This is a genomic window from Pseudomonas sp. 3JA, assembly GCF_036961705.1.
Lineage (GTDB): Bacteria > Pseudomonadota > Gammaproteobacteria > Pseudomonadales > Pseudomonadaceae > Aquipseudomonas > Aquipseudomonas fluorescens_Q.
Genome location: NZ_JBAMDJ010000010.1, coordinates 166,215 through 191,200 on the forward strand (window position 1 = coordinate 166,215; position 24,986 = coordinate 191,200).

Sequence of the window (24,986 nt, forward strand, 5' to 3'; positions counted from 1 at the left end):
CAGAACTCTCCAGTGACACTCAAACACGCCAGAAACAGCCGATTCAAAGCCCTGCACAACAATCTGTAAAGTCTGGAAACACACCGCTATCGAAACACCCCACGGACAGCACCATTCACCAAGGAATGTAATCGCACCATGAACCAGACCGCTCAAGCACCCCATCACTTCACCCACTACCGCAAGGTGATTTCCCTGGCAGACCAGAACTGGCAGGGCACCGAGGCCGGCAAGGTCTCAGGGCTGAATGTCGAGGTCAAGACACCCAATGTGCTGGTCGACCAATACGGTCGTACCTTTCATCATTTCTGTACCACGTCCTACCTGGGCCTGGACTATCACCCCGCATTGCTGGACGGTGCCATGACTGCCCTGTGGGAAACCGGGACCCTGCGGGTCGCCAACTCAAGGAATCGCTGCAAACTGGCGATCCTGGACCAGTACGAAACTCAATTGTCGGAGCTGTTTGGCGCCAGTTGCCTCAGTGCCCTGTCGTGCAGTGCGGCAAGCGCCGGAATCCTGCCGCTGCTGGCCAGCGGTGCATTCACCAACCATTGTTCGCCGGTCATGGTGTTTGACAAACACGCCCATTACTCGATGAACCACAGCAAGGCCGCCTGTGCCGATGAAACCCAGGTCGTCACGTGCCCGCACAACGACATGGACTTCATCGAAGACCTGTGCAAACGCCAGCGCTGCGTGGCGTACGTGGCCGACAGCGCCTACAGCATGGGCGGATTGGCGGACCTGGATAGCCTGATGTATCTCAAGCAACGCTATGGCCTGTTTCTCTATCTGGATGACTCCCACGCGCTGTCCGCGGTCGGGGAGTCCGGCGCAGGCCTGGTCCGTTCGCGCGTCCCGGCCGTGGATGAACGCACCCTGATCGTTGCGTCCTTGGCCAAGTCATTCGGCGCCAGTGGCGGGATGGTCATGTTTGGTAGTGAGCGGCACAAAGCGCTGGTGCAGCGTTACGGTGGGCCGAGCAATTGGTCCCAGAGCCTGAACGCAGCGGCCATCGGCGCCGGTATGGCGTCGATACGCCTGCACCGCAGTCGAGAATTCAGCGCCCTGCAGGAGCGTTTGCAAGCTAATATCCGCTTCTTCGACAGCCTCGTGCGCACTGAACAGCGTGGCAATCCCATGGCAATCCGCATGGTGCCCTGCGGTGAAGCGGCCCTGGCCAACAGCCTGGCCGTCGAACTGGCCGAACTGGGGTATTTCACTTCAGCGGTCTTTTTTCCCGTGGTGCCGCAAGGCAAAGCCGCCATACGCATCACCCTGCGCGCCGACATGGAGCCGAACGTGATTCGCTCGTTTTGCGAAAAAATCACCGAACTGCTGCTGACCCACGGGCGTGACATCCGCCCTTGAGACAGGACGCTCGATGAAGAACCGTACAACCCTGATCGTCACTTGCACTACCGTTTTCCTGGCCCAACTGGGCATGAGCATCTACTTGCCGGCCCTGCCCGATATCGCCCGGGACCTGGGCGCCGATGCGTCCCGGGTTTCCTGGGGCTTGTCGGTGTACCTGATCGGCATGGCGCTGCCCATGTTGCTGTGGGGCAGCCTGAGCCAACGGCTGGGGCGCAAACCGGTCTTGCTGGCGGCCTTGGGGTTGTACGGCTTGGGCAACCTGGCCCTGCCGCTGGGCACAACCGTGGAGGCGTTCCTGACGCTCAGGTTGATCCAGGGCATCGGCGCCAGCGGTATCTCGGTGATGGCGCGGGTACTGATCCGGGACAGTTTCAGCGGCGACCTGTTGGCCAAGGCACTGTCATGGATATCGATCGCCTTTGTGATTGCCCTCGGTATCGGCCAGTACCTGGGCTCGCTGATCCAGGCCGTTTTCGGCTGGGAAGCGATTTTCCAAGGCTTGGGCGCCGTCAGCCTGGCCATGGCAGCGGCGGTGTCCCGGGCCAGGTTCCCGGTGCTGGTGCAAACCGGCAACGGGCAATCGGCGTGGGGCATCTACGGGCACATCCTGCGACAACCCGCGTTCCTGCTGCCGGCCTTGGCCGGTGGGCTGGGTTACGGCGTGATCGTCGCCTTCAACACCGCCGCGCCACTGATCCTGCAGGAGAGCTTCCACTGGTCACCCATTGAATACGGCCTGCTGGGCTGGCCGGTCAGTGCGGCGTACTTGCTTGGGGCGCTGGTGGTGAATGCTTTTGTATTGCGTACCGGTCAACGGCGAATGATGGGCTGGGGCATTGCCCTGGTGCTGGGCGGGAGCATGAGCATGCTGGCAGGCAGCCTCACCTTGAGCAGTATTGCGCTGCTCTTCTGGCTGCCGTATTGCTTCGCGGTGTTTGGCCAGTCGTTGATCTACCCCATCAGCCTGTCCCTGGCCAACGAAGGCTCACCGGTGGCCGGCGCCTATGCCATGGCGTTGAGTGGGTTCCTGCACCAACTGATGGCCTCGGTGATCGGTGCCATGGCCAGCCTGTTGTTGAGCCAACAGGCCTGGCCGCTGGCGGCGTTATGCGCACTGTTGGGGGCGGCGGCGATGCTCTGTGTGAAGTTCGTGCCACCCCGGGTCGCTTAGGCTTTGTACGAAAAGTGCCTGCGCGACGATCATGCTGCGTTGAAAACAGGCTCGGAATGCTCATTGACAACCAGTCAACTCCGCTTCCTCGCCTGTTTTCGCCTTGCCTGATCGCCGCTCGGCGACTTTTCATACAAAGCCTAGAACGCGCTGCGGAAAATCTCTTCGATCTGCCGCTGGTCCGCCGCCCGTGGGTTGGTCAGGCCGCAGGCGTCTTTCAAGGCGTTGGCGGCCAGCACCGGTACGTCGTTGAGGCGTACGCCCAGGTCCCGCAAACCGGCCGGAATGTCCACGTCAAGGGCCAGTTTGCGGATCGCCGCAATGGCGTCCCGGGCTCCCTCTTCCGGGCTGAAACCGCGTGTATCGGCGCCCATGGCATGAGCCACGTCGGTCAGGCGAACGGCGCATACCGAAGCATTGAAGCTCTGCACATGAGGCAAGAGCACCGCGTTGCACACACCATGAGGCAGGTCGTAGAAGCCACCCAACTGGTGCGCCATCGCGTGCACGAAACCCAGCGATGCATTGTTGAACGCCATCCCCGCGAGAAACTGCGCGTAGGCCATGTTCTCCCGCGCGGTCAGGTCATTGCCGTCACGCACGGCCAGGCGCAGGTTGTTGCTGATCAGGGTGATGGCCTTCAGGGCGCAGGCATCGGTGATGGGGGTGGCGGCGGTGGAGACATAAGCCTCGATCGCGTGGGTCAGTGCATCCATGCCGGTGGCGGCCGTCAGGCCCTTGGGCATCGCCACCATCAGCGCCGGGTCGTTCACCGACATCAATGGGGTGACATTGCGATCGACAATCGCCATTTTCACGTGGCGTGTCTCGTCGGTGATGATGCAAAAACGGGTCATTTCGCTGGCGGTGCCCGCCGTGGTGTTGATGGCGATCAGCGGCAGCTGCGGCTTGCTCGAACGGTCGACGCCTTCATAGTCACGAATCTGCCCGCCGTTGGTGGCACACAGGGCAATGCCCTTGGCGCAGTCGTGGGGCGAACCGCCACCCAGCGACACGACGAAATCACACTGGCTCTCCTTCAGCAGCCCCAGCCCGAGCTCGACGTTGGCGATGCTTGGGTTGGGCTTGGCGCCGTCGAAAATGACCGAGTCGACGTCCTGTATCGCCAACAATTCGGCCACCTTGGTGGCGACGCCGGCCTTGGCCAGCCCCTCGTCGGTGACGATCAGGGCTTTGCGAAAGCCGTAGTTGCGGATAGCGGTCATCGCTTCATCGAGGCAGCCCAGCCCCATGATGTTCACGGCGGGAATGAAAAAAGTGCTGCTCATGGGGTCACGCTCCTGGTTGAGGCCGGATCGGCAGGGCTTACAGAATGACCGACTAGTCATGACGCATCTTGATCTGGCTCAAGACTGGGTCGTGATAAAGTCGCGCCCTGCCTTTGCCACGTTTTGAGATGATCCTTGCGATGACCGATTTCCAGGAATACGACACCCGGCTCGAAGACTGGGAGGCCTTGCGCGCCGACACCGCCTTCAGCGGCCTGTTGGTGGGCAATGGGGCCAGCCGCGCAGTGTGGGATGATTTCGGCTATGACTCGCTGTTCGAAAATGCCCGCACCGTCGAGGAGAAACCCCTGAGCCCGTCGGAGCTGAGCGTGTTCGATGCGATGCAGACGCGCAGTTTCGAGCAGGTACTCGCTGCGCTTAAAACCACCAGTCGGGTCAACAAGGCCCTGGCCGTCAGCTCCGCCGCGCCGCGCAATCGCTATTACGCGATCAAGGAAGCACTGATCAACACTGTGCATGCGGTGCACATCCCATGGCGCCTGGTGCAACCCTCGACCCTGGCGACGCTCAACCAGGAGCTGAGCCGCTACCGCACGGTGTTCACCACCAACTACGACCTGCTCAACCATTGGGCGATCCAGCAGGCGTCCGAGAACATCAGCGACCTGTTCTTCGGCGATGATCACCATTTCGACCTGAGCCAGGCGACCACCGACAAACCACGCCTGTTGTACCTGCACGGCGGCCTGCACCTGGTGCGCAACCAGGACGGCACGGCGCGCAAGCTCACCTCCACCGAAGGCACCTTGCTGGGCAGTTTCGCCATCAACAACACGATCAAGACCCTCGACGACGTGCCGTTGTTCGTCAACGAAGGCCCAAGCCAGGACAAGCTCAAGACCATCCGCAGCAGCGATTACCTGTCGTTCTGCTACGACCAGTTGCTGCAGCACGGCGACAACCTGTGCCTGTTCGGCCATGCCCTGGGCGAGCAGGACAAGCACATCGTGCAAGCCCTGCGCCTGGCCGCACCGAAGACCGTGGCGATTTCGATCTATCCCCGTAGCCAGGCGTTCATCCAGCATCAGAAGCGGCATTACGCCAAGGTGTTCCAGGGGCTGGAGGTGCAATTGCGCTTCTTCGATGCAAAGAGCCACCCGCTGGGCGATCCGAAGCTGTCGGTGCCGGTGGAGGTTTAACCAGAGCTGGCATGACCTGGAAACCCGACTTCAGTGAATGGTGGCGAGGGAGCTTGCTCCCGCTGGACTGCGAAGCAGTCCCATCGTGCAAATGACGGCTGCTTCGCAGCCGAGCGGGAGCAAGCTCCCTCGCCACAGGACGCTCGCTGCCACAGGGATGAATTCAGAGCGCCGCCACGGTCTTGTCCTTGATCACCGTCGTCGGTCCGTTGGCCTTGACGCTGGCAATGCCTTTGTCCCGGGCCGCATCCGATGAATAAGCTTCACTGCTGCCAATCACTTCATGGTTGGCCGCTTTGAGGTTGAAGTACGGATGGCCGTCCTTGGTGTTCTTGAGTTCATAGCGCTCGGCCAACGGACTGTTTTTCTGCACCGAAGCAATGCCACCATCGACACCGCTGCGGGTGGTGTACAGCTCACTGGTCAGAATCGTTTCGGCGTTGGCCGCCTTGAGTACAAACCGAAACTGGCCGCTGCTGCTTTTGCTGATTTCGTACCATCCGGACATGATTTTTCTCCTGGCAATGAAGACATGCTCCGAGAGTAAAGACCCGCCGCGCTTGCCCTGCCAGTCCGCTGTGCAGCGTTATTACAATGTGATGGCCGTGCCCAGCAGCGTCAGGAAACCCGCCAGCCAGCTCGGGTGCGCAGGCCAGGCCGGTGCAGTGGCGAGGTTGCCCTGGACATGGCCTTGGGTCACGGGAATGTCGATATAGGTCCCGCCCGCCAGTCGGACTTCCGGAGCACACGCCGGATAGGCGCTGCATTCACGCCCTTCGAGAATGCCCGCCGCCGCCAGCAATTGCGCACCGTGGCACACCGCGGCAATCGGCTTGCCCGCCAGATCGAAATCGCGCACCAGTTGCAGGACGGTTTCATTCAGGCGCAGGTACTCCGGCGCTCGTCCCCCCGGCACCAACAGCGCGTCGTAGTCGGCGGCCTGGACGTTGGCGAAGTCATGGTTGAGGGCAAACAAGTGCCCCGGTTTTTCACTGTAGGTCTGGTCGCCTTCGAAATCGTGGATCGCCGTGCGCACCGTCTGCCCGGCGGTTTTGTCCGGGCACACGGCGTGCACGGTGTGGCCAATCATCTGCAGGGCCTGGAACGGCACCATGACTTCATAATCTTCGACGTAATCGCCGACCAGCATGAGGATTTTCTTGGCGGCCATGGGAAGGGCTCCTTTGGGGGCTGCGTGGGTGGTTAACGCATTAAAGGTAGCCCGCTACGTCGGTAGATGAGGGATAAGCGCTGATTACCTGACGGGATGCACCTCGCTCCCACAGGATGTCAGTGATGTCAGACGAGATAGCCATCCGCCCGCAGCAGCGTTTCGAGGCAATGCTCGGTAACGTGGTAGAAAGCCTTGAGCTCCTGGATCTTGGCCAGCAGCTCGGTGGGGTCCGCCGGTTCGGCGCGTTTGACCGCGAGGATCATCTTGTTCTTGTTGGTGTGCTCAAGGGAGATGAACTCGAAGACCTTGGTCTCGTAGCCGCACGCTTCCAGGAACAGCGCCCGCAAGCTGTCGGTGACCATTTCCGCCTGCTGGCCAAGGTGCAGGCCATATTGCAGCATTGGCTTGAGCAAGGCCGGGCTCTGGATCTGCAGGCGGATCTGCTTGTGACAGCACGGCGAGCACATGATGATCGAGGCGCCCGAGCGAATGCCCATGTGGATCGCGTAGTCGGTGGCGATGTCGCAGGCATGCAAGGCGATCATCACATCCACCGCGCTCGGCGCCACGCTGCGCACGTCGCCGTGCTGGAAGCTCAGGCCCGGGTGTTCCAGGCGCGCGGCGGCTTCGTTGCACAGCTTGACCATGTCTTCGCGCAGCTCGACACCGGTCACCACGCCTTCGGCCTGCAAGGTGTTGCGCAGGTAATCGTGGATGGCGAACGTCAGGTAGCCTTTGCCCGAGCCGAAATCCGAGACCCGCACCGGTTTGTCCAGGGCCAGCGGCGAAGACGTCAGCGCATGGCTGAAGACCTCGATGAACTTGTTGATCTGCTTCCACTTGCGCGACATCGCCGGAATCAGCTCGTGCTTGTGGTTGGTCACGCCCAGGTCGGCCAGGAACGGTCGGCTCAGGTCAAGAAAACGGTTTTTCTCCCGGTTGTGCTCCGCCGACGGCACTTCCCGCAGTTGCTGGGGCTTGCTCTTGAACAACGAGCTCTTGCCCTTCTTGCTGTACTCCAGCTGCGCCTCGTCGGTGACCGCCAGCAAATGTGCGTTCTTGAACGATGCCGGCAACAGCCCGGCAATGGTTTCCACCCCTTCGGCTACAGGGAAATTCTTGGTGATATCGCGGGTCTTGTAGCGGTAGACGAAGGACAGGCACGGCTGGTCCTTGACCGTCAGTTGCTTGATGATCAGCCGTTGGAGGTCCGCTTCGTCCCCTACGTACTTGGCCAGCACCAGTTTGATGAACGCATTCTGTTCGAGACTGGTTTTCAGCAACTCGATGAACTGGGCGTGGTGATCCGGCGCGTGATGGGCGGGGGTTGCGGTGGCGGACATGAACAAACGGCCTCGGGGCGGGCGAATCGGAGAATGGCGGGTATTTTAGGGGGGATGGGGTGCGAGGGCACGGAGAATTTCCCGGACGGTGCGAATTCGGCTAATGCCCCCTCCGCGATGACCAACGTTGTTGCAAGCAGCGGGGTTCATGTGGCGAGGGAGCTTGCTCCCGCTCGGCTGCGAAGCAGTCGCCTGGAAAAGTTGATGTCCGACAGAGAACCGATGGGGACCGCTTCGCGGTCCAACGGGAGCAAGCTCCCTCGCCACACAAGCGCTCTTGCCATGACCGAAGTTTTAGCCCAGCACCACCAACCTATTCGGCAGTTCATTGCGCTCCTGGGTCACCGGCACGTGCTCCTTGAGCAATTCGCCGCAAGCTTCGATGCAGGTCACGAAACCCTGCAACGTCTGCCCCTGGCGAACCTGCTGGGTGAACGCTGCGACGATGGCATCCCAGCATGTGTTGTCCAGGCGCTTGGAAATGCCTTCGTCCACCAGGATTTCCACGTACCGCTCAGCCTCGCAGACAAAGATCAGCATCCCCGTGCTGCCCACGGTGTGGTGCAGGTTCTGCTCGAGGAATTGCCGGCGCGCCAGGTTGGAGGCCCGCCAGTGACGCACGGAACGGGGGATCAGATGCGTGGTGATCCTGGGGATGCGAAACACCAGGCACAACACAATGAAACTGACCCACTGCACCAGCAACAGGCTGTGCATCGTCAGCCAGCCGGAAAGGTAATGGACCACGCCGGGCACCACCAGGGCCAGCAGGCTGGCCCATAACAGCGGGATATAGGCGTAGTCGTCGGCGCGGGCGGCCAGCACCGTGACCAGTTCAGCGTCGGTATGCCGCTCGACCCGGGCGATGGCCTCGGCGACCTTGCGTTGTTCGTGTTCAGTCAGTAATGCCATGGTTAGAAATGCCTGCTCATTATTATTGTCACCAGCCGCCCGACGAACCGCCGCCCCCGAAACTGCCACCGCCACCACTGAAGCCCCCGCCGCCCCCGCCGCCGAAGCCTCCACCGGATCCGCCCGAACGGCTGGAGCCACCACTTCCGGTCGGCAGGATACCGAGCATCTGGCAGACCAATATCGTCAAAATAAACAGTATCACCAGGAAGATGAACAGCCCGGGATGGCGCTCGACAAAATCGCCCTGCTCCTGCTGCCCGTCCGCACTGTACGCCGGTGCCGGCTCGTCCAGCGGGCTGCCGCCCAGCACCACCAGCATCGCCGCGACGCCGTCGCTGATGCCTTTGTTGAAGTTGCCGGTCTTGAAAGCCGGGGTGATCACCTGGTTGATGATCACCGAACTCTGCGCGTCGGTCAGGCGATCCTCCAGGCCGTAGCCCACCTCGATGCGCAGTTTACGGTCATCCCGGGCGACGATCAGCAGTGCGCCGTTGTTTTTATCCTTCTGCCCGATGCCCCAGTGGCGCCCCAGTTGATAACCGAAGTCTTCGATGCTGCTGCCTTGCAAATCCGCCAGCGTGACCACCACCACCTGTTCGCCGGTGGCCTGTTCATGGGCCTTGAGCTGCGCCTCCAGTTGCGCGCTCACCGACGGTTCGAGCATCTGGGCGGCGTCCACCACCCGCCCGGTCAATGCCGGAAACTTCAGCTCGGCCTGGGCCGTGATGGCAAACACCCAGAGCAACAGCACAAAGGCGCAGCTGCGAGCGGCTAGCTTCAAGCCGTAAGCAAGAGCAGTGCGCAGGACCTGTGCTTGCGGCTTGTAGCTTGGAGCCTGTAGCTGCTCCATCAAAACTTCACTTCCGGCGCTTTTTCGGCATTGGGGCTGGTGGCCTCGAAGGTTTCGCGGATCGGCAGGTCGCTGTACATCACGCTGTGCCACAGGCGCCCCGGGAATGTGCGGATTTCGGTGTTGTACTTCTGCACGGCCAGGATGAAGTCGCGGCGGGCCACGGCGATGCGGTTCTCGGTGCCTTCGAGCTGCGATTGCAACGCCAGGAAATTCTGGTTGGCCTTGAGGTCCGGGTAACGCTCGGACACCACCATCAGCCGGCTCAACGCGCCGGTCAACTGGTCCTGGGCCTGCTGGAACTGCTTGAGTTTTTCCGGGTTGTCCAGGGTGCTGGCGTCGACCTGGATCGACGTGGCCTTGGCCCGCGCTTCAATCACCGCAGTCAGGGTTTCCTGCTCGTGCTGGGCGTAGCCCTTGACGGTTTCCACCAGGTTGGGAATCAGGTCGGCGCGGCGCTGGTACTGGTTCTGCACCTGGCCCCAAGCGGCCTTGGCCTGTTCGTCCAGGGTCGGGATGTTATTGATGCCGCAACCGGCCAGTAACGTGGTGAGCAGCATCAGGGCCAGCATCGGCAAGCTGCGAAGGTGGTTCAGTCGTGGATTCATCGGGTGGAGCTCTCCCTTGCATGACATTGGAAAAACACGGCCACCTATCTCACCGGCACCTGGGGCATAATCTGCCGCCGCACTGGATTGAAACGGGTCGATGGGCTAAAAGATGCGCAGTGCGAAACTAAGTTCAGCCCAATGGGTTCGAAAGTGTGCTGCATTTAACTGAACAACAATAGCCGCTCCTTATATTTTGGCCGACCGGCGTGGCCTGATCACCGCCCTTTTAGGCTTGCGAGAAAACTATTCATGAAGAAGCTGTGTTTGCTGGGCCTGTTTGTCAGTCTGGCCAGTCAATCCGTATTAGCCGACAACCTGCCAGCCCCCATAGAGAACAAGGATGCGTTCATCAGCAACCTGATGAAGCAGATGACCCTCGAAGAGAAGATCGGCCAATTGCGCCTGATCAGCATCGGCCCGGAAATGCCCCGGGAGATGATTCGCAAGGAAATCGCCGCCGGCAACATCGGCGGTACGTTCAATTCCATCACGCGCGATGAAAACCGTCCGATGCAGGACGCGGCCATGCGCAGCCGGTTGAAGATCCCGATGTTCTTCGCCTATGACGTGATCCACGGCCACCGCACGATTTTCCCGATCCCCCTGGCCCTGGCCTCGAGCTGGGACATGGACGCGATCTACCACTCCGGCCGCATCGCCGCCCAGGAAGCTGCAGCGGACAGCCTGGACATCACCTTCGCGCCGATGGTCGATATTTCCCGTGACCCACGCTGGGGCCGCACCTCCGAAGGTTTCGGCGAGGACACCTACCTGGTGTCGCGCATCGCCGGGGTGATGGTCAAGGCTTTCCAGGGCAACGGCGCCAACGCAGCCGACAGCATCATGGCCAGCGTCAAGCACTTCGCCCTGTACGGCGCGGTGGAAGGCGGCCGGGACTACAACACCGTGGACATGAGTCCGCTGAAAATGTACCAGGACTACCTGCCACCCTACCGCGCCGCCATCGACGCGGGTGCCGGTGGGGTGATGGTCGCGCTGAACTCCATCAACGGCGTGCCGGCGACCGCCAACACCTGGCTGATGAACGACCTGCTGCGCAAGGAGTGGGGGTTCAAGGGCCTGGCGGTCAGTGACCATGGCGCCATTTTCGAACTGATCAAGCACGGCGTCGCCAAGGACGGTCGCGAAGCGGCAAAACTGGCGATCAAGGCCGGCATCGACATGAGCATGAACGATTCGCTCTATGGCAAGGAACTGCCAGGGTTGCTCAAGGCTGGTGAAATCGAGCAGAGCGACATCGATAACGCCGTACGGGAAGTGCTCGCGGCCAAATACGACATGGGCCTGTTCAAGGACCCGTACCTGCGCATCGGCAAGGCCGAGGACGACCCGGTCGACACCTACGCCGAGAGCCGCATGCACCGCGCCGACGCCCGTGACGTGGCGCGCCGCAGCCTGGTCCTGCTGGAAAATCGCAACCAGACCCTGCCCCTGAAGAAGACCGCGAAGATCGCCCTGGTCGGTCCGCTGGCCAAGGCACCGATCGATATGATGGGCAGTTGGGCCGCCGCCGGGCGTCCTGCGCAATCGGTCACCCTGTTCGATGGCATGACCCGCGCCCTGGGCGCTGACTCGAAGCTGATCTACGCCCGTGGCGCCAACATCACCGGCGACAAGAAGGTGCTCGACTACCTGAACTTCCTCAACTTCGATGCCCCGGAAGTGGTGGACGACCCACGTCCGGCCCAGGTGCTGATCGACGAAGCGGTAAAAGCCGCCAAGGATGCCGATGTGGTGGTGGCCGCCGTAGGCGAGTCCCGTGGCATGTCCCATGAATCGTCGAGCCGTACCGAGCTGAACATTCCTGCCAGCCAACGCGAGCTGATCAAAGCCCTGAAGGCCACCGGCAAGCCGCTGGTGCTGGTGCTGATGAATGGCCGTCCGCTGTCGTTGCTGGAAGAAAAGCAGCAGGCCGATGCGATCCTGGAAACCTGGTTCAGCGGCACCGAAGGCGGTAACGCCATCGCGGACGTGCTGTTCGGTGACTACAACCCATCGGGCAAACTGCCCATCACCTTCCCACGCTCGGTGGGGCAGATTCCGACCTACTACAACCACTTGAGCATCGGTCGGCCATTCACGCCGGGCAAGCCGGGCAACTACACCTCGCAGTATTTCGATGACACCACCGGCCCGCTCTATCCGTTCGGCTACGGCCTGAGCTACACCGAGTTCAGCCTGTCGGACATGGCCCTGTCGTCGACCACGCTGAACAAGACCGGCAAGCTCGATGCCAGCGTGACATTGGAAAACACCGGCAAGCGTGACGGCGAAACGGTGGTGCAGCTGTACATCCAGGACGTGACCGGCTCGATCATTCGCCCGGTGAAGGAACTGAAGAACTTCCGCAAGGTGATGCTCAAGGCCGGCGAGAAGAAAGTCATCCACTTCACCATCACCGAGGACGACCTGAAATTCTTCAACGCCCAACTCAAGTACGCGGCTGAACCGGGCAAGTTCAACGTACAGATCGGCCTGGATTCCCAGGACGTGAAGCAGCAGAGTTTTGAGTTGCTCTGAGTTTCAGGCCCCGAAAAACCCATGTGGGGCTTGCTCGCGAAAGCGGTTAACAGCCAACGAAGATGCTGACTGTTATGCCCCCTTCGCGAGCAAGCCCGCTCTCACAAGGGCTTGCAGTGAGCCTAACCGCGTCGATCCAGAAGGTTCACCACCACCCGATCCACCAGCCCCCACACCCGCTGCTTGAAGCGCTTCCACAGCGGCCGACGCTGCCAGGCGTCGAGGCTGACTTGCAGGCTCTGGGTGAAGTCCCGCTCGAAACTGGCGGCCACTGCACTGCTGAGCCTGGAGTCCAAGGCTTCGAGGTTGGCTTCCAGGTTGAAGCGCAGGTTCCAGTGATCGAAGTTGCAGGAGCCGATGCTGACCCAGTCGTCCACCAGCACCATCTTCAGGTGCAGGAAACACGGCTGGTATTCAAAAATCTGCACGCCGGCCTTGAGCAATCGCGGGTAGTAACGGTGCCCGGCGTAGCGCACGGACGGGTGATCGGTGCGCGGGCCGGTCAGCAGCAGGCGCACGTCAATGCCGCGGGCGGCGGCCTTGCGCAAGGAGCGGCGCACGTTCCAGGTCGGCAGGAAATACGGCGTCGCCATCCAGATGCGCTTCTGGCTGCTGTTCAATGCCCGCGACAGCGATTGCAGGATGTCGCGATGCTGGCGCGCGTCGGCATACGCCACCCGCCCCATGCCCTCGCCCACCGGCGGTACCCGCGGCAGGCGCGGCAAGCCGAAGTTGGACGCCGGTTTCCACGCTCGCCGATGGCGGTTGGCGAGCCACTGGCGGTCGAACAGCAACTGCCAGTCGAGCACCAGCGGGCCGACGATTTCCACCATCACTTCGTGCCACTCACTGCGGTCGTCGAGGGGGTTCCAGAATTCATCGGTCACCCCGGTGCCGCCGACCACGGCCAGGCGTTGGTCCACCAACAGCAGCTTGCGGTGATCCCGGTAAAGGTTGCGCACCCAGCGGCGCCAGCTCAGGCGATTGTAGAAACGCAACTCCACCCCAGCCTCGGTCAGACGCTTGCGCAGGGCCAGGGTGAACGCCAGGCTGCCATAGTCATCGAACAGGCACCGCACGCGAACGCCACGCTCGGCGGCCTGCACCAGTGCCTGGACCATCGCCTCGGCGCAAGCGCCCGCTTCCACCAGATAGAGTTCCAGCTCGACCTGTTCCTGGGCTCGAGCGATTTCCACCAGCATACGCGGGAAGAACTGCGGGCCATCGATCAACAGCTCGAAGCGATTGCCTTCACGCCAGGGAAAAACCGCGCCGCTCATGTCAGCGCGCCGTGAAAATCAGCACCGCATTCACCGGCACCGAGAGGCTGATGGCCGACAACCCGGCCAGGTTTCGCAGCTTTTCCAGCCCCGGCGCCAGATCGAAATCCGCCGCGTTGAGCACCACCGGTTCCAGGGTCACCACTTGGAAGCGGCGCTCATCCAAGCGCGTCGCCAGCAGTTCGACGTTGTATTCGTGCTGCTTGCCGTGCAGGTTCACCGTCAGCGGCAGGCGCAATTCCAACTGCGCACCGTTGGCCAGGTCCTGGATCGGTGCCAGGTCGATCTTGGCGGTGACAGTGGCGTCGGCAAATTGCTTGATCTCGAACAGCTCGGCCCGCATGCGCTCATCGCGCAGGGGAATGCCACTGTTGATGGATTCCAGCTCCACTTCCAGGCGTGCCAAGCCCTCGGGCTGGACCTGACCGTGCAGCACCAGGAACCGCTGGACCTCGGAGACGTTGCCATTTTTACTGCTGATAAACGACAGCCGCGACGACTCGCCGTCCAGGTACCAGTCGGCCTGGGCTGGCAACGCGGCGCCGGCCAGCAGCAAGCTGACGGCAGCGTGAGGGAAAAACCGCTTGAACATACACACTCGCAGGGCACATAAACTTGTGGCGAACCTTAACCGCGCCGAGGGCGCTTGCAAACTGTCTGTTTCAACAACTGTCCTGCTCGCCACATACCTCCGTGGCGAGGGAGCTTGCTCCCGCTGGTCTGCGAAGCAGCCCCAACATCGCGACAGGTTAAAGCTTTGCGAGCGCTGCGCACTCGAGCGGGAGCAAGCTCCCTCGCCACAACAGCGGTCGTTGCAGGCCCATCTCAAGGCTCCAACCGACACCCCATCCGCGCGCCCATCCACCGCGCACTGTGGCTACGTCCCAACCCGCTGACGGTAATGCGTTTCGCTTCAGCGGTTTCGAGAAAGTCGCTGATGGGCACCGCCTGCTTCACATAGCCACGGCAATAGTCCGCCGGTTGCTCCATCACATAGCGGCACGAGCAGTATTCCTTGGCGGTGTAGGCACTGATGATGTCGGGGAAGGCCCGCAATGCCACCCGCTCCAGCCAGACCCAACCGAGCAGGACAATGAGTAGCACCGACAGCAAGGTAAGCAGGATCTTGCGCTTCATGGCTGCCCTCTCCCGACAAACGCCGCCATGGCGCGCTTGAGCAGTTCGTTATGGCGATAGCTGCCGTCGCGGTCGTCGCCGTAGCGCACGATCACCAGTTTGGCGCTGGGGATGACGTACAGCGCCTGGCCCCAATGACCCAGCGCGGCAAAGGTATCCGGCGGCGCATCGGGCCAAGGATGGATGGCCGGATCGGTGGCGCGGTTGAGCCACCAATGCCCGCCGGGTACGGCTTCGTCCTGGCCGGCCTGGAAGTGGGCGAAAGGTTCGCGATTGAAGGCGACCCACTCTGTGGGGACCAGTTGCCGTTCGCCCCAGCGACCGTCCCGTTGCATCAGCAACCCGACACGCGCCAGGTCCCGCGCGGTGAGGTAGGCATAGGACGATCCCACGAACGTGCCGCTGGCGTCGGTTTCCCAGGTGGCATGGCGGATGCCCAGGGGTTCGAACAAGGCCGTCCAGGGGTATTCGGGATAGCGTTGCGGGCCGACGATGTTTTTCAGCGCGGCCGCCAGCAGGTTGCTGTCGCCGCTGGAATAACGAAACGCCTGCCCTGGGCGGCTGAAACTTTCATGGCGCGCGGTAAACGCCGCCATGTCATGACGCCCGCGGGTGTAGAGCATCGCCACCACCGAGGACTTGAGTGGCGCGTATTCATAGTCCTCCTGCCAGTCCAGGCCAGATGCCCAGTGGAAAAGATCGGCCAGGGTCAGGCGCGGGTGCCGGTTCAGGGGTGGGTAGTACTTGGTTGCCGGATCGTCCAGGGCAAAGCGCTGTTCACCGTAGGCCACGCCGAACAACGTCGCCAGCAGGCTCTTGCTGATGGACCAGGTCAGGTGCGTCGTCTCGGCGGTGGTCGGTCCGGCGTAGCGTTCGTAGACCAGCCGACCGTCCTGGATCACCAGCAGCGCGTCGGTGCGGATGCCCTCGCGGCTGGCATCGTCCCGGGGAGGGAAGACGTATTGTTCCAAGGCTTCGATGGCCGGGCCACTGGGAGTCGGGCCGGTTGGCCATTGCTCGCCGGGCCAGTCTTCGGCCTGGACGCTCAGGGTGAGTATCAGCAGCGGGATCAGGAACCAGCCTTTGGACATGCTTGGGGCTCGCAGGGTTGAACCTTCAGAGCCTATGCAGACTTGATGACAATTTGAGTTTGTGTAGTCGCCCGGTGGTCGTTTGAAGGGCTAGCCCAACGCCTTGGCCAACCGCTTGGCCCGCGCCCCTGCCGCAATCTCCATCACGCCTTTATCCCGCGTCCACATGTCGCGCCACGCCGCAGGCCCGGCGGCCAGGGCAGCGTCGAGTTCGCCATCGAGCCCTTGGAACTGGGCGAACAACCCGCCCAACAGCACATGCCCGGCAGGGCTGGAAGGGTTGTGGCGACTCACCTCCGCGCAGCCGGCGAGCAACGCCAGCAGGCGCAATTGCAACGCCTGGGGCCAGGCACATTCCTGCCCGACGCCATACAACCAGGCGGTCATCGCACTGAGCACATAAAGGTCTTCCAGGGTGCGAAACGGTTTGACGTAGGCGTCCCAGCCATCACCGGCCAGCAACTCGCACAGCGCGCCGTCGAGCAGCACGCGGCCATGGCTGATGTCCGGCATCAGGGCAATGGCGGGCAGCTTTTCCAGGGTTATGCCGGGCTCGCCCGCATAGGCCACGGCCAGATTCAGCCGTGGCGTTTCACCGGGAGCTTCGCAGCGAGCGGCAATCAACAGCCACTCGGCGGCGTCGCCGGCGGTAACGAAATCCTTGCGTCCACTCAGGCGCAAGTCGTCGAGACGGGTGTGCATGTCCGCCGGGCGCAGGCTGCGCTGTTCGGTGGCACACAAGGCGCCGAGGCTCTGGGGCGCACTGGGCCAAAGCACCCGTAGCGCCGCCTGATACCCCACCAGGAACGCCAGCCCCGGTGTCGCCATCAACCGCGCACCGGTTACGGCCAGCTCGAACGGCGTCACCGGTCCCAGGCGTTGCAACAACGCTGAATAACCTTCGGCCAGGTCCGGATGGGCCGGCAGGCGCTCGCCACGTTCGATCAGGGTTTGCCAGGGCATAAGAGGCTCCTCGAGGGCTGTCATATAAGCATCACCAAAGCTTCATGGCGATGACACCGGGGCTACATAGCCTGACTTTGCACAACATAGCTGCATAAAGAAAGTCGATTGGCTGCAACTGAACAGCCCGCACGGAGATTCGCTATGACCCAGATCGCCCGCATCAGCGACACCGGCAATGAACGCCGCCTGCAAGCCGAACGCCTGATCGGCGCCCAAGCCTTGCAAGAAGCACAGGCCCTGCGTTTCAACGTCTTCAGCGGCGAATTCAACGCCAAGCTCAAGGGCGCGGAAATGGGTCTGGACATGGATGACTATGATGTTCACTGCGCCCACATCGGCGTACGCGACCTGAACACCGGCCGCCTCGTGGCCACCACGCGCCTGCTCGACCACCAGGCCGCCAGCAGCCTGGGTCGGTTCTACAGCGAAGAAGAATTCAGCCTCCACGGCCTGGTCCATCTCAAGGGCCCGATCCTGGAAATCGGCCGTACCTGCGTCGACCCGGCCTACCGCAACGGTGGCACCATCGCGGTGCTCTGGGGCGAACTGGCCGAAGTCCTGAACGAAGGCGGCTACAGCTACCTGATGGGCTGCGCGAGCATTCCGATGCAGGACGGCGGTATCCAGGCCCAGGCGATCATGCAGCGCCTGCGCGAGCGCTATCTGTGCACCGAACACCTGCAAGCCGTGCCGAAAAAACCCTTGCCGACCCTGGACGTGCCCTCCAACGTCATCGCCGAGATGCCGCCACTGCTCAAGGCCTACATGCGCCTGGGCGCGAAGATTTGCGGCGAGCCGTGCTGGGACGAGGACTTCCAGGTGGCCGACGTGTTCATCCTGCTCAAGCGCGACGAGCTCTGCCCGCGCTACGCTCGCCACTTCAAGGCAGCGGTCTGATGAGCCGGCTGCGGGTGTACGCGCGAATCGCGCGAGTATTGCTGGTGGTGGCGCTGGGCCTGAGCATGGCCAGCGTGTTCGGCCTGTTCGAACGTGCAGGAATCGCCAACTCGATGGTCCGTCGCCAGCGCTGGTCGCGGTTCTTCATGGCACGGCTGAGCCGCGCCCTGCCCTTTTCAGTCACCGTCCACGGCCAATTGCCGCAACGGCCGATGCTGTGGGTCAGCAACCACGTGTCCTGGACCGACATTCCGTTGCTGGGCATGCTCACGCCGCTGTCGTTCCTGTCCAAGGCCGAAGTGCGCACCTGGCCGGTGGCCGGATGGCTGGCAGCCAAGGCCGGCAGCCTGTTTATCCGACGCGGTTCGGGTGACAGCCAGTTGATCCGCAAACAAATGAGCCGCCACCTGGAACAGGCCCATCCGCTGTTGATGTTCCCGGAAGGCACCACCACCGATGGCCGCTCCTTGCGCACGTTCCACGGGCGCTTGCTGTCCGCCGCCATTGACGCCGATGTGGCGTTGCAGCCGGTGGCGATTCGTTACCTGCGCAACGGTGAACCGGATTCACTGGCGCCGTTCATTGGCGATGATGATCTGCTGTCGCACTTGATGCGCTTGTTTGCCAATGATAGGGGTGAGGTGGAAATCCATCTGCTGGAACCGATTGCCTGCCACGGCCAGGAACGCGCCGCGCTAGCATTCCAGGCGCAGCAGGCGGTGCACAAGGCGCTGTTCGGGGCGCTTCCAGAGAAACAGCAAGCGCCGATGCGACCTGCTGCGATTGCGGCCTGATCCGGATCTCTGCGCAGCCCCCTGTGGGAGCGAGCAAGCTCGCTCCCACAATTAGACCTGCGGCGTGGTTTGATTCAGCGCAAAATCCTGCAACTGCGGATAGAACAGCCGGAAATCTTCGCTCAGCGGCTCATAGAGCTCGATCAACTCCTTCATCGCCCCGGCCAGTTCCTCGGGCCGGGACAGGCGTCGGGAAATGCCGCGCAGCACCTGCCCCAACACTTCGAATTCCCGATAAGACCCCAGCCAGTCATCCGCCGCCATGTACGGCGCGATCTGTGCCAGGCGCCCCGGCAGCTGCGGTTCGGTGCCGAGTACCTGGTACACCCGGGCAGTGAAATCCACCAGCGGCCCTTCGCCGTACAACGCCCAGTCCCGGGCCAGGCAGTGGTCGAAAAACACGTCCAGCACGATCCCGGCGTAGCGCCGTCGCACCGTGGAAAAGCGCGACAGGGCAATGTCCACCAGGGGATGGCGATCGGTGTACATGTCGATGCGCCGATGCAGGGCAATCGCCGCTTCGATCCGTGGGTCGTAGAGCCCTTGCAGCGGGCCTTTGACGAAGTCGCCGTAGAGGCTGCCGAGCAGTTGTTCCCGGCCAGGGCCGCCGAGGTGAAGGTGCGCGAGATAGTTCATGACCCGCAGCTTAGCACCGCCGAGTCCATATCGTTATAACCCGATATAGCGATTTGTTCGGCTTCCAGATCAAATCCATATTTGTATATCGCGAAATAACGATTTAAGGTTCGCTCCATCGCGATATAGCGTTTTACTCATCACGAGCTGCCACCATGCCCCTTGACCTCGACGAAATAATAAAAGCCCTGGCGCACCCAGTACGGCGAGACATCCTCAACTGGCTCAAAGACCCCAAGGTCCAGTTCCCGGAACAGTTGCACAACCACGAATTCGGCATTTGCGCCGGGCAGATCGACCAGCGTTGTGGCCTGTCGCAATCCACGGTGTCTGCGCACTTGGCGGTGTTGCAACGGGCGGGGCTGATCACCAGCCAGAAGGTCGGCCAATGGCACTTCTTCAAGCGCAACGAGGAAGTGATCCAGCAGTTCCTCAAGCAAATGAGCCAAGAGCTCTGACCCGACAAGGACCCATCATGCCCCTCTCACTCCTGATCCTGGCCCTGAGCGCCTTCGCCATCGGCACCACTGAGTTCGTCATCATGGGCCTGTTGCCCGATGTGGCGGCCGACCTGGGCGTGTCGATTCCTGGCGCCGGCTGGCTGGTGACCGGCTACGCCCTGGGCGTGGCCATCGGTGCGCCGTTCATGGCCCTGGCCACCGCCCGGTTGCCGCGCAAGGCCGCCCTGGTGGTGTTGATGGGAATTTTCATCATCGGCAACCTGCTCTGCGCCATCGCCAGCGACTACAACGTGCTGATGTTTGCCCGGGTCGTCACGGCCCTGTGCCACGGCGCGTTCTTCGGTATCGGTTCGGTGGTGGCCGCCGGTCTGGTGGCACCCAACAAGCGTGCTTCGGCCGTGGCCCTGATGTTCACCGGCCTGACCCTGGCCAACGTGCTCGGCGTACCGCTGGGCACCGCATTGGGCCAGGAAGCCGGCTGGCGTTCGACCTTCTGGGCAGTGACTGTCATTGGCGTAATTGCGCTGATCGGCCTGATCCGCTTCCTGCCGGCCAAACGCGATGAAGAAAAACTCGACATGCGCTCGGAACTGGTCGCGCTCAAGGGCGCCGGACTGTGGCTATCCCTGAGCATGACCGCGCTGTTCTCCGCCTCAGTGTTCACCCTGTTCACCTATGTCGCCCCACTGTTGGGTGAAGTGACCGGCGTATCGCCTCGCGGCGTGACCTGGACCCTGGTGCTGATCGGCCTGGGCCTGACCCTGGGCAACATCATCGGCGGCAAGCTGGCGGACAAGAGCCTGGCGAACACGCTGATGGGCGTCTTCCTCACCATGGCCGTGGTGTCCACCGTATTGAGCTGGACCAGCGTGGCGCTGATCCCCAGCGAAATCACCCTGTTCCTCTGGGCCACCGCCTGCTTCGCTGCCGTACCGGCCCTGCAGGTCAACGTGGTGACCTTTGGCAAGGCCGCGCCCAACCTGGTTTCCACGTTGAACATCGGCGCCTTCAACATCGGCAACGCCTTGGGCGCCTGGGTCGGCGGCAGCGTCATCGACCACGGCCTGGGCCTGACCTCCGTGCCCCTGGCCGCCGGCGCGCTGGCCGTGCTGGCGCTGCTGGTCACCCTCATCACCTTCCGCCAGGGCGGCAATGCCGAGCTGGCTCCAGCCACTCACTGACTTCTAACCCCTTCCACTTTCGAGGTTTGTATTTCATGGCGACTATTTTCGACCCCATCAAACTCGGCGACATCGAGTTGAAAAACCGCATCATCATGGCCCCGCTCACCCGCTGCCGCGCCGACGCGGGCCGCGTGCCCAACGCGCTGATGGCCGAGTACTACGTGCAACGCGCCTCCGCCGGCCTGATCCTCAGCGAAGCGACCTCGGTCACGCCGATGGGCGTGGGCTACCCGGACACCCCGGGCATCTGGTCCAACGACCAGGTGCGCGGCTGGTCCAACGTCACCAAGGCGATCCACGGCGCCGGCGGCAAGATCTTCCTGCAACTGTGGCACGTGGGCCGGATCTCCCACCCGTCGTACCTGAACGGCGAAACCCCGGTGGCGCCCAGCGCGATCCAGCCCAAGGGCCACGTGAGCCTGGTGCGTCCGCTGGCTGACTACCCGACCCCACGCGCACTGGAAACCGCTGAAATCGCCGACATCGTCGAGGCGTACCGCGTCGGCGCCGAGAACGCCAAGGCCGCCGGCTTCGACGGTGTGGAAATCCACGGTGCCAACGGCTACCTGCTCGACCAGTTCCTGCAGAGCAGCACCAACCAGCGCACCGACCAATACGGCGGCTCCCTGGAAAATCGTGCCCGCCTGCTGCTGGAAGTGACCGACGCGGCCATCGAAGTCTGGGGCGCCGGCCGGGTGGGTGTGCACCTGGCACCACGCGCCGATTCCCATGACATGGGCGACGAAAATCGCCTGGAAACCTTCAGCTACGTGGCCCGGGAACTGGGCAAGCGTGGCATCGCCTTTATCTGCTCCCGTGAGAAGGAAGGCGACGACAGCATCGGCCCGCAACTCAAGCAAGCTTTCGGCGGCCCGTACATCGCCAATGAACGCTTCACCAAGGACAGCGCCAATGCCTGGCTGGCCGAGGGCAAGGCCGATGCCGTTGCCTTCGGCGTGCCGTTCATTGCCAACCCGGACCTGCCGGCACGCTTGAAAGCCGATGCACCGCTGAACGAGGCGCATCCGGAAACGTTCTATGGGAAAGGCCCAGTGGGTTATATCGACTATCCCGTGATGTAATTCGAAAAACCCAACTATGTAAAAAAGCCCCGACTCGAAAGAGCCGGGGCTTTTTTATATCTGCAAACTTTAACTCCAACAAACCTTCCAGAAGTCGAAATATCCAATAACAACACAACGCTGACTTATCATGGATTAATAGATTCAACAGGGCTAATAATAAGCCCGCACAACAACCATCCATTGAACGGACTCAATCGACCTCTATTATTTCAGCAAGCAACTTCAACCCTTTAAAAAACACTTACTTCAGCAAGTTCAATCACGCCTAATAATTTTATGCAGGCTTTAGCGAGCCTCGCATTCATGAGAGACATATGACAATAAATATGATGAAAAACCTGATTCTCGGCCTGCTCCTGGGGCCCGTAGCCGTCGCCACCAGCCTGGCCAACACAGCCATCACCGTGGAGATCATCAACAACACTTCAAACACTTTGGAAATGACCAACGCTCTAAGTGAGCTGCCCATGCCCCCGGACTTTTCCTTCAGCACTCATGACATCCCCGCCAAAACAGTCGGAGAATTGTATTTCGTCCATAACAGGAGATTTACCTACCCCGCTGCTGGCTGGCAACCGACCCTGAGAAAGATCAAACCCATTGAACTGGTTCTGTCCTATCAAATGAGCAACTTCAACTTTGGCTGTCAGATGCAAACCCTGTTTGAAGCCCCCATTGGTTTTGGCGTCCTGGAGCCCAGCTACAGGCCAAACTGGAAAAGCAGAACCGCATATACCGGCAATGGCGAATACACCTGCCGGTCGGAAATTTCCCAGAAAATGCTCGAACCACCCTTCAGCTATACCGTGCGCCTGATTATCGAATAGTCCAAGGGGCGGTAACAGGCTGACATTCACCCGCACAGGTGCCTGCATGGCGCCTGTGCTTCATCTAAAAGGACTCCGAGGGATAAGTGTCTTCCCCGATCAGCTATTGACACAAACCGATGCAATTACGCATTTTGTTTCATTTGCGCAGGCTGGGGCTCAGGCGCAGCATATCCAGCCCGATGTCGACCCAGCGCTCAGCCTCAGCGGCCAGCGCGAAGCTGTCGGGCGCCAGTAGCCATTGGTAGAGAATGCCGTCGATGTAGGCGTGGATGGCAATCGCCGCCCTTTCGGGATCCAGGTCATCCGGCAACTGACCGCGCTTCATTGCATTGCTCAACGACAGCACGATACGCACGTTGCAGTCGAGACTGACCTGGCGCCGCTGCTGGCGTAAATCGCACATTTCATCGGTGAATTCGCACTTATGGAACAGAATTTCATTAATGCGTCGGGTCTTCGGGTCCAGGGCAACTTGCTGAAACAATTGCACCAGCAGCTTGCGAGTACAGCCCAGCGGGTCAAGTTCCTCTTCATTCTCACTGGCGCGGGCCAGGTCATCGAGCGGCTCATGCAAGGTATCGAGCATGGCCTGGAGCAGGTCCGCCTTGTTGCTGAAATGCCAATAGATGGCGCCACGCGTCACACCGGCCAGGGTCGCGATATCGGCCAGCGTCGTGCGAGCCACGCCCCGCTCGAAGAAGGCTTTTTCGGCCGCTTCGAGAATCTGGCTGCGAGTCTCCAGGGCTTCCTCTTTGGTACGACGGACCATGGCAGTAAACACCTCAATCAGGATGCATCAACAATGCGTAAGGATCAGGTAGATGTGAGGCGGCGTTTCTCGATGCGCGTCCCCGACCTCCGAATGCCTTTGTCAGGCTTTTGTAAATACGGATGGTACGCAATTTGGCTGTTTACAAACAACCATGTACGTAAGTATATTTCTTAGCATCCTACTAATTGCTTATCTTGCTCTTTTTCCACCTTCCACCTTTCGAGTGCGCCCGTTGCGCGCCTGGACCCGAGGATTTCCATGCAATTCAAGCCAGCTGTTACTGCCCTGGTTACTGCCATCGCCCTGGCATCGCTGCTCAGCGGATGTAAAAAGGAAGAGGCTGCACCTGCTCCTCCGCCTCCTCAGGTCGGCGTTGTAACCCTCAAGACCCAGCCCTTCACCCTGACGTCGGAGCTTCCAGGGCGCACCAGCGCGTTCCGCGTCGCGGAAGTACGGCCACAGGTCAACGGCATCATTCTCAAGCGCCTGTTCAAGGAAGGTGCTGACGTCAAGGCCGGCCAGCAGCTCTACCAGATCGATCCGGCCGTGTACGAAGCGACCCTGAAAAGCGCCGAGGCCAACCTGCGGTCCACCAAGTCGATCGCCGATCGCTACAAGCAATTGGTGGACGAACAGGCCGTCAGCCGGCAGGAATACGACACCGCCGTGGCCAACCGCCTGGAGTCGGAAGCCAATCTGCAAACTGCCCAGATCAATGTGCGCTACACCAAAGTCTACGCGCCCATCTCTGGCCGCATCGGCCGTTCCTCGGTCACCGAAGGCGCGCTGGTGAGCAATGGTCAGACCGACGCCCTGGCAACCATCCAGCAACTGGACCCGATCTACGTCGACGTGACGCAGAGTTCGGTCGAGTTGCTGCAACTGCGCCGAGAGCTGGAAAGCGGCCGTCTGCAAAAGGCCGGCGATAACGCCGCCATGGTCAAGCTGACCCTGGAAGATGGCAGCCTGTACCCACACGAGGGCAAGCTGGAATTTTCCGAAGTGTCGGTTGACCAGACCACCGGTTCGGTGACCTTGCGCGCCGTGTTCCCCAACCCTGACCACACCCTGCTGCCGGGCATGTTCGTCCACGCCCAATTGCAGGCCGGTGTGAACAGCGCAGCCATCCTGGCGCCACAGCAAGGCGTGACCCGTGACCTCAAGGGCACGCCGACCGCTTTGGTCGTTGGCGCTGACAACAAGGTCGAACTGCGTCAACTCAAGGCCAGCCGTACCGTCGGCAGCCAATGGCTGATCGAAGACGGGCTCAAGGCCGGCGATCGCGTGATCACCGAAGGGTTGCAGTTCGTACGCCCTGGCGTGGAAGTCAAAGCCACCGAAGCCACTAACATCGATACCAAGAACCCGGCCCCCGCACAGGCAGCTGATAAAGCCGCCGGCGGCAAAGGGGAGTAAACC

At 61.5% G+C, this 24,986-nt stretch carries 25 protein-coding genes; 11 read left to right on the forward strand and 14 right to left on the reverse strand.

The features are described from left to right. Positions 1-138: 138 nt before the first annotated feature. Both V7773_RS10790 and V7773_RS10795 read left to right on the forward strand, forming a co-directional pair. A complete protein-coding gene (locus V7773_RS10790) occupies positions 139-1,374 on the forward strand; it encodes an aminotransferase class I/II-fold pyridoxal phosphate-dependent enzyme (RefSeq protein ID WP_063322565.1) in 1,236 nt (411 codons plus the stop codon). A gap of 13 nt (positions 1,375-1,387) precedes the next feature. Continuing rightward, positions 1,388-2,551, forward strand: a complete 1,164-nt coding sequence (locus V7773_RS10795; protein ID WP_336073339.1) for an MFS transporter — start codon at positions 1,388-1,390, stop codon at positions 2,549-2,551. A 140-nt stretch (positions 2,552-2,691) separates the two neighbouring features. Here the strand turns inward: V7773_RS10795 and yiaY are convergent, their stop codons facing one another. Further along, a complete protein-coding gene (yiaY, locus tag V7773_RS10800; RefSeq protein ID WP_336073340.1) occupies positions 2,692-3,840 on the reverse strand; it encodes an L-threonine dehydrogenase in 1,149 nt (382 codons plus the stop codon). A gap of 140 nt (positions 3,841-3,980) precedes the next feature. Here yiaY and V7773_RS10805 point away from each other — a divergent pair, with 140 nt between their 5' ends. Continuing rightward, a complete protein-coding gene (locus V7773_RS10805) occupies positions 3,981-5,000 on the forward strand; it encodes a DUF4917 family protein (protein ID WP_336073341.1) in 1,020 nt (339 codons plus the stop codon). Between the two features lie 163 nt (positions 5,001-5,163). On the opposite strand, the gene V7773_RS10810 is transcribed toward V7773_RS10805, so the two are convergent. The 6 genes from V7773_RS10810 to V7773_RS10835 all read right to left on the reverse strand — a co-directional run bounded on the left by V7773_RS10810 (position 5,164) and on the right by V7773_RS10835 (position 9,890). Then, positions 5,164-5,508, reverse strand: a complete 345-nt coding sequence (locus tag V7773_RS10810; RefSeq protein ID WP_057449704.1) for a YegP family protein — start codon at positions 5,506-5,508, stop codon at positions 5,164-5,166. Between the two features lie 81 nt (positions 5,509-5,589). Then, positions 5,590-6,171, reverse strand: coding sequence for a DJ-1/PfpI family protein (locus V7773_RS10815; protein WP_072347081.1), 582 nt, complete (start codon positions 6,169-6,171; stop codon positions 5,590-5,592). A gap of 128 nt (positions 6,172-6,299) precedes the next feature. Continuing rightward, entirely contained in the window at positions 6,300-7,517 is a 1,218-nt protein-coding gene (locus V7773_RS10820) for a class I SAM-dependent methyltransferase (protein WP_336073343.1), read from the reverse strand. Positions 7,518-7,811: 294 nt separating this feature from the next. Beyond that, on the reverse strand, positions 7,812-8,429 hold the full coding sequence (locus V7773_RS10825) for a TPM domain-containing protein (protein ID WP_092148707.1): 618 nt from the start codon (positions 8,427-8,429) through the stop codon (positions 7,812-7,814). A gap of 28 nt (positions 8,430-8,457) precedes the next feature. Beyond that, the gene (locus V7773_RS10830; protein WP_336073344.1) at positions 8,458-9,282 is read right to left on the reverse strand and encodes a TPM domain-containing protein; all 825 of its coding nucleotides are present in this window, start codon (positions 9,280-9,282) and stop codon (positions 8,458-8,460) included. Then, positions 9,282-9,890 carry a LemA family protein gene (locus tag V7773_RS10835; RefSeq protein ID WP_003198691.1) on the reverse strand — a complete coding sequence of 203 codons (609 nt, stop codon included), beginning with the start codon at positions 9,888-9,890 and terminating at the stop codon, positions 9,282-9,284. Before V7773_RS10835 ends, V7773_RS10830 begins: the two co-directional genes overlap by 1 nt. A gap of 252 nt (positions 9,891-10,142) precedes the next feature. On the opposite strand from V7773_RS10835, the gene bglX reads away from it, so the two are divergent. After that, positions 10,143-12,434, forward strand: a complete 2,292-nt coding sequence (gene bglX, locus V7773_RS10840) for a beta-glucosidase BglX (protein WP_336073346.1) — start codon at positions 10,143-10,145, stop codon at positions 12,432-12,434. A 122-nt stretch (positions 12,435-12,556) separates the two neighbouring features. Here bglX and V7773_RS10845 read toward each other — a convergent pair whose 3' ends face one another. The 5 genes from V7773_RS10845 to V7773_RS10865 all read right to left on the reverse strand — a co-directional run bounded on the left by V7773_RS10845 (position 12,557) and on the right by V7773_RS10865 (position 16,905). After that, positions 12,557-13,714, reverse strand: coding sequence for a phospholipase D-like domain-containing protein (locus tag V7773_RS10845; RefSeq protein ID WP_336073347.1), 1,158 nt, complete (start codon positions 13,712-13,714; stop codon positions 12,557-12,559). A 1-nt stretch (position 13,715) separates the two neighbouring features. Continuing rightward, positions 13,716-14,306, reverse strand: coding sequence for a YceI family protein (locus tag V7773_RS10850; RefSeq protein WP_063322575.1), 591 nt, complete (start codon positions 14,304-14,306; stop codon positions 13,716-13,718). A gap of 233 nt (positions 14,307-14,539) precedes the next feature. Beyond that, on the reverse strand, positions 14,540-14,851 hold the full coding sequence (locus V7773_RS10855) for an amidase (protein WP_336073349.1): 312 nt from the start codon (positions 14,849-14,851) through the stop codon (positions 14,540-14,542). After that, the gene (locus V7773_RS10860) at positions 14,848-15,942 is read right to left on the reverse strand and encodes a serine hydrolase domain-containing protein (protein ID WP_336073351.1); all 1,095 of its coding nucleotides are present in this window, start codon (positions 15,940-15,942) and stop codon (positions 14,848-14,850) included. Before V7773_RS10860 ends, V7773_RS10855 begins: the two co-directional genes overlap by 4 nt. 90 nt (positions 15,943-16,032) lie before the next feature. Next, positions 16,033-16,905: an acyl-CoA dehydrogenase gene (locus V7773_RS10865; RefSeq protein ID WP_336073352.1), complete on the reverse strand. Its 873-nt coding sequence runs from the start codon at positions 16,903-16,905 to the stop codon at positions 16,033-16,035. Positions 16,906-17,049: 144 nt separating this feature from the next. On the opposite strand from V7773_RS10865, the gene olsB reads away from it, so the two are divergent. Continuing rightward, positions 17,050-17,805, forward strand: coding sequence for an L-ornithine N(alpha)-acyltransferase (olsB, locus tag V7773_RS10870; protein WP_003198679.1), 756 nt, complete (start codon positions 17,050-17,052; stop codon positions 17,803-17,805). Further along, a complete protein-coding gene (locus V7773_RS10875; protein WP_336073355.1) occupies positions 17,805-18,599 on the forward strand; it encodes a lysophospholipid acyltransferase family protein in 795 nt (264 codons plus the stop codon). The genes olsB and V7773_RS10875 overlap by 1 nt, the downstream gene beginning before the upstream one ends. 51 nt (positions 18,600-18,650) lie before the next feature. Here V7773_RS10875 and V7773_RS10880 read toward each other — a convergent pair whose 3' ends face one another. Then, entirely contained in the window at positions 18,651-19,235 is a 585-nt protein-coding gene (locus V7773_RS10880) for an acyl carrier protein phosphodiesterase (protein WP_336073357.1), read from the reverse strand. A 155-nt stretch (positions 19,236-19,390) separates the two neighbouring features. On the opposite strand from V7773_RS10880, the gene V7773_RS10885 reads away from it, so the two are divergent. The 4 genes from V7773_RS10885 (at position 19,391) to V7773_RS10900 (ending at position 22,792) form a co-directional block, all read left to right on the forward strand. Continuing rightward, positions 19,391-19,693 (forward strand): ArsR/SmtB family transcription factor, encoded by a 303-nt coding sequence (locus V7773_RS10885; protein WP_030138446.1) that lies wholly within the window; start codon positions 19,391-19,393, stop codon positions 19,691-19,693. Between the two features lie 17 nt (positions 19,694-19,710). Beyond that, a complete protein-coding gene (locus V7773_RS10890; RefSeq protein ID WP_063322581.1) occupies positions 19,711-20,877 on the forward strand; it encodes an MFS transporter in 1,167 nt (388 codons plus the stop codon). A gap of 35 nt (positions 20,878-20,912) precedes the next feature. Continuing rightward, positions 20,913-21,962 (forward strand): alkene reductase, encoded by a 1,050-nt coding sequence (locus V7773_RS10895; protein WP_336073359.1) that lies wholly within the window; start codon positions 20,913-20,915, stop codon positions 21,960-21,962. Between the two features lie 329 nt (positions 21,963-22,291). Next, positions 22,292-22,792 (forward strand): hypothetical protein, encoded by a 501-nt coding sequence (locus V7773_RS10900; protein WP_336073360.1) that lies wholly within the window; start codon positions 22,292-22,294, stop codon positions 22,790-22,792. A 139-nt stretch (positions 22,793-22,931) separates the two neighbouring features. On the opposite strand, the gene V7773_RS10905 is transcribed toward V7773_RS10900, so the two are convergent. Beyond that, on the reverse strand, positions 22,932-23,564 hold the full coding sequence (locus V7773_RS10905; RefSeq protein WP_072347065.1) for a TetR family transcriptional regulator: 633 nt from the start codon (positions 23,562-23,564) through the stop codon (positions 22,932-22,934). Positions 23,565-23,825: 261 nt separating this feature from the next. On the opposite strand from V7773_RS10905, the gene V7773_RS10910 reads away from it, so the two are divergent. Next, the gene (locus V7773_RS10910) at positions 23,826-24,983 is read left to right on the forward strand and encodes an efflux RND transporter periplasmic adaptor subunit (RefSeq protein ID WP_063322585.1); all 1,158 of its coding nucleotides are present in this window, start codon (positions 23,826-23,828) and stop codon (positions 24,981-24,983) included. Positions 24,984-24,986: the final 3 nt, after the last annotated feature.

Excerpts from the sequence above, each read along its gene's own strand:
- olsB (WP_003198679.1), top strand. The coding sequence starts at position 17,050 with ATGACCCAGATCGCCCGCATCAGCGACACCGGCAATGAACGCCGCCTG.
- V7773_RS10790 (WP_063322565.1), top strand. The coding sequence starts at position 139 with ATGAACCAGACCGCTCAAGCACCCCATCACTTCACCCACTACCGCAAG.
- V7773_RS10810 (WP_057449704.1), bottom strand. The coding sequence starts at position 5,508 with ATGTCCGGATGGTACGAAATCAGCAAAAGCAGCAGCGGCCAGTTTCGG.
- V7773_RS10910 (WP_063322585.1), top strand. The coding sequence starts at position 23,826 with ATGCAATTCAAGCCAGCTGTTACTGCCCTGGTTACTGCCATCGCCCTG.
- V7773_RS10885 (WP_030138446.1), top strand. The coding sequence starts at position 19,391 with ATGCCCCTTGACCTCGACGAAATAATAAAAGCCCTGGCGCACCCAGTA.
- V7773_RS10795 (WP_336073339.1), top strand. The coding sequence starts at position 1,388 with ATGAAGAACCGTACAACCCTGATCGTCACTTGCACTACCGTTTTCCTG.
- V7773_RS10860 (WP_336073351.1), bottom strand. The coding sequence starts at position 15,942 with ATGTCCAAAGGCTGGTTCCTGATCCCGCTGCTGATACTCACCCTGAGC.
- V7773_RS10825 (WP_092148707.1), bottom strand. The coding sequence starts at position 8,429 with ATGGCATTACTGACTGAACACGAACAACGCAAGGTCGCCGAGGCCATC.
- V7773_RS10805 (WP_336073341.1), top strand. The coding sequence starts at position 3,981 with ATGACCGATTTCCAGGAATACGACACCCGGCTCGAAGACTGGGAGGCC.
- V7773_RS10900 (WP_336073360.1), top strand. The coding sequence starts at position 22,292 with ATGATGAAAAACCTGATTCTCGGCCTGCTCCTGGGGCCCGTAGCCGTC.
- V7773_RS10890 (WP_063322581.1), top strand. The coding sequence starts at position 19,711 with ATGCCCCTCTCACTCCTGATCCTGGCCCTGAGCGCCTTCGCCATCGGC.
- V7773_RS10865 (WP_336073352.1), bottom strand. The coding sequence starts at position 16,905 with ATGCCCTGGCAAACCCTGATCGAACGTGGCGAGCGCCTGCCGGCCCAT.
- V7773_RS10875 (WP_336073355.1), top strand. The coding sequence starts at position 17,805 with ATGAGCCGGCTGCGGGTGTACGCGCGAATCGCGCGAGTATTGCTGGTG.
- V7773_RS10845 (WP_336073347.1), bottom strand. The coding sequence starts at position 13,714 with ATGAGCGGCGCGGTTTTTCCCTGGCGTGAAGGCAATCGCTTCGAGCTG.
- V7773_RS10855 (WP_336073349.1), bottom strand. The coding sequence starts at position 14,851 with ATGAAGCGCAAGATCCTGCTTACCTTGCTGTCGGTGCTACTCATTGTC.
- V7773_RS10830 (WP_336073344.1), bottom strand. The coding sequence starts at position 9,282 with ATGGAGCAGCTACAGGCTCCAAGCTACAAGCCGCAAGCACAGGTCCTG.
- V7773_RS10820 (WP_336073343.1), bottom strand. The coding sequence starts at position 7,517 with ATGTCCGCCACCGCAACCCCCGCCCATCACGCGCCGGATCACCACGCC.
- V7773_RS10905 (WP_072347065.1), bottom strand. The coding sequence starts at position 23,564 with ATGGTCCGTCGTACCAAAGAGGAAGCCCTGGAGACTCGCAGCCAGATT.
- yiaY (WP_336073340.1), bottom strand. The coding sequence starts at position 3,840 with ATGAGCAGCACTTTTTTCATTCCCGCCGTGAACATCATGGGGCTGGGC.
- V7773_RS10880 (WP_336073357.1), bottom strand. The coding sequence starts at position 19,235 with ATGAACTATCTCGCGCACCTTCACCTCGGCGGCCCTGGCCGGGAACAA.
- V7773_RS10815 (WP_072347081.1), bottom strand. The coding sequence starts at position 6,171 with ATGGCCGCCAAGAAAATCCTCATGCTGGTCGGCGATTACGTCGAAGAT.
- V7773_RS10850 (WP_063322575.1), bottom strand. The coding sequence starts at position 14,306 with ATGTTCAAGCGGTTTTTCCCTCACGCTGCCGTCAGCTTGCTGCTGGCC.
- bglX (WP_336073346.1), top strand. The coding sequence starts at position 10,143 with ATGAAGAAGCTGTGTTTGCTGGGCCTGTTTGTCAGTCTGGCCAGTCAA.
- V7773_RS10835 (WP_003198691.1), bottom strand. The coding sequence starts at position 9,890 with ATGAATCCACGACTGAACCACCTTCGCAGCTTGCCGATGCTGGCCCTG.
- V7773_RS10895 (WP_336073359.1), top strand. The coding sequence starts at position 20,913 with ATGGCGACTATTTTCGACCCCATCAAACTCGGCGACATCGAGTTGAAA.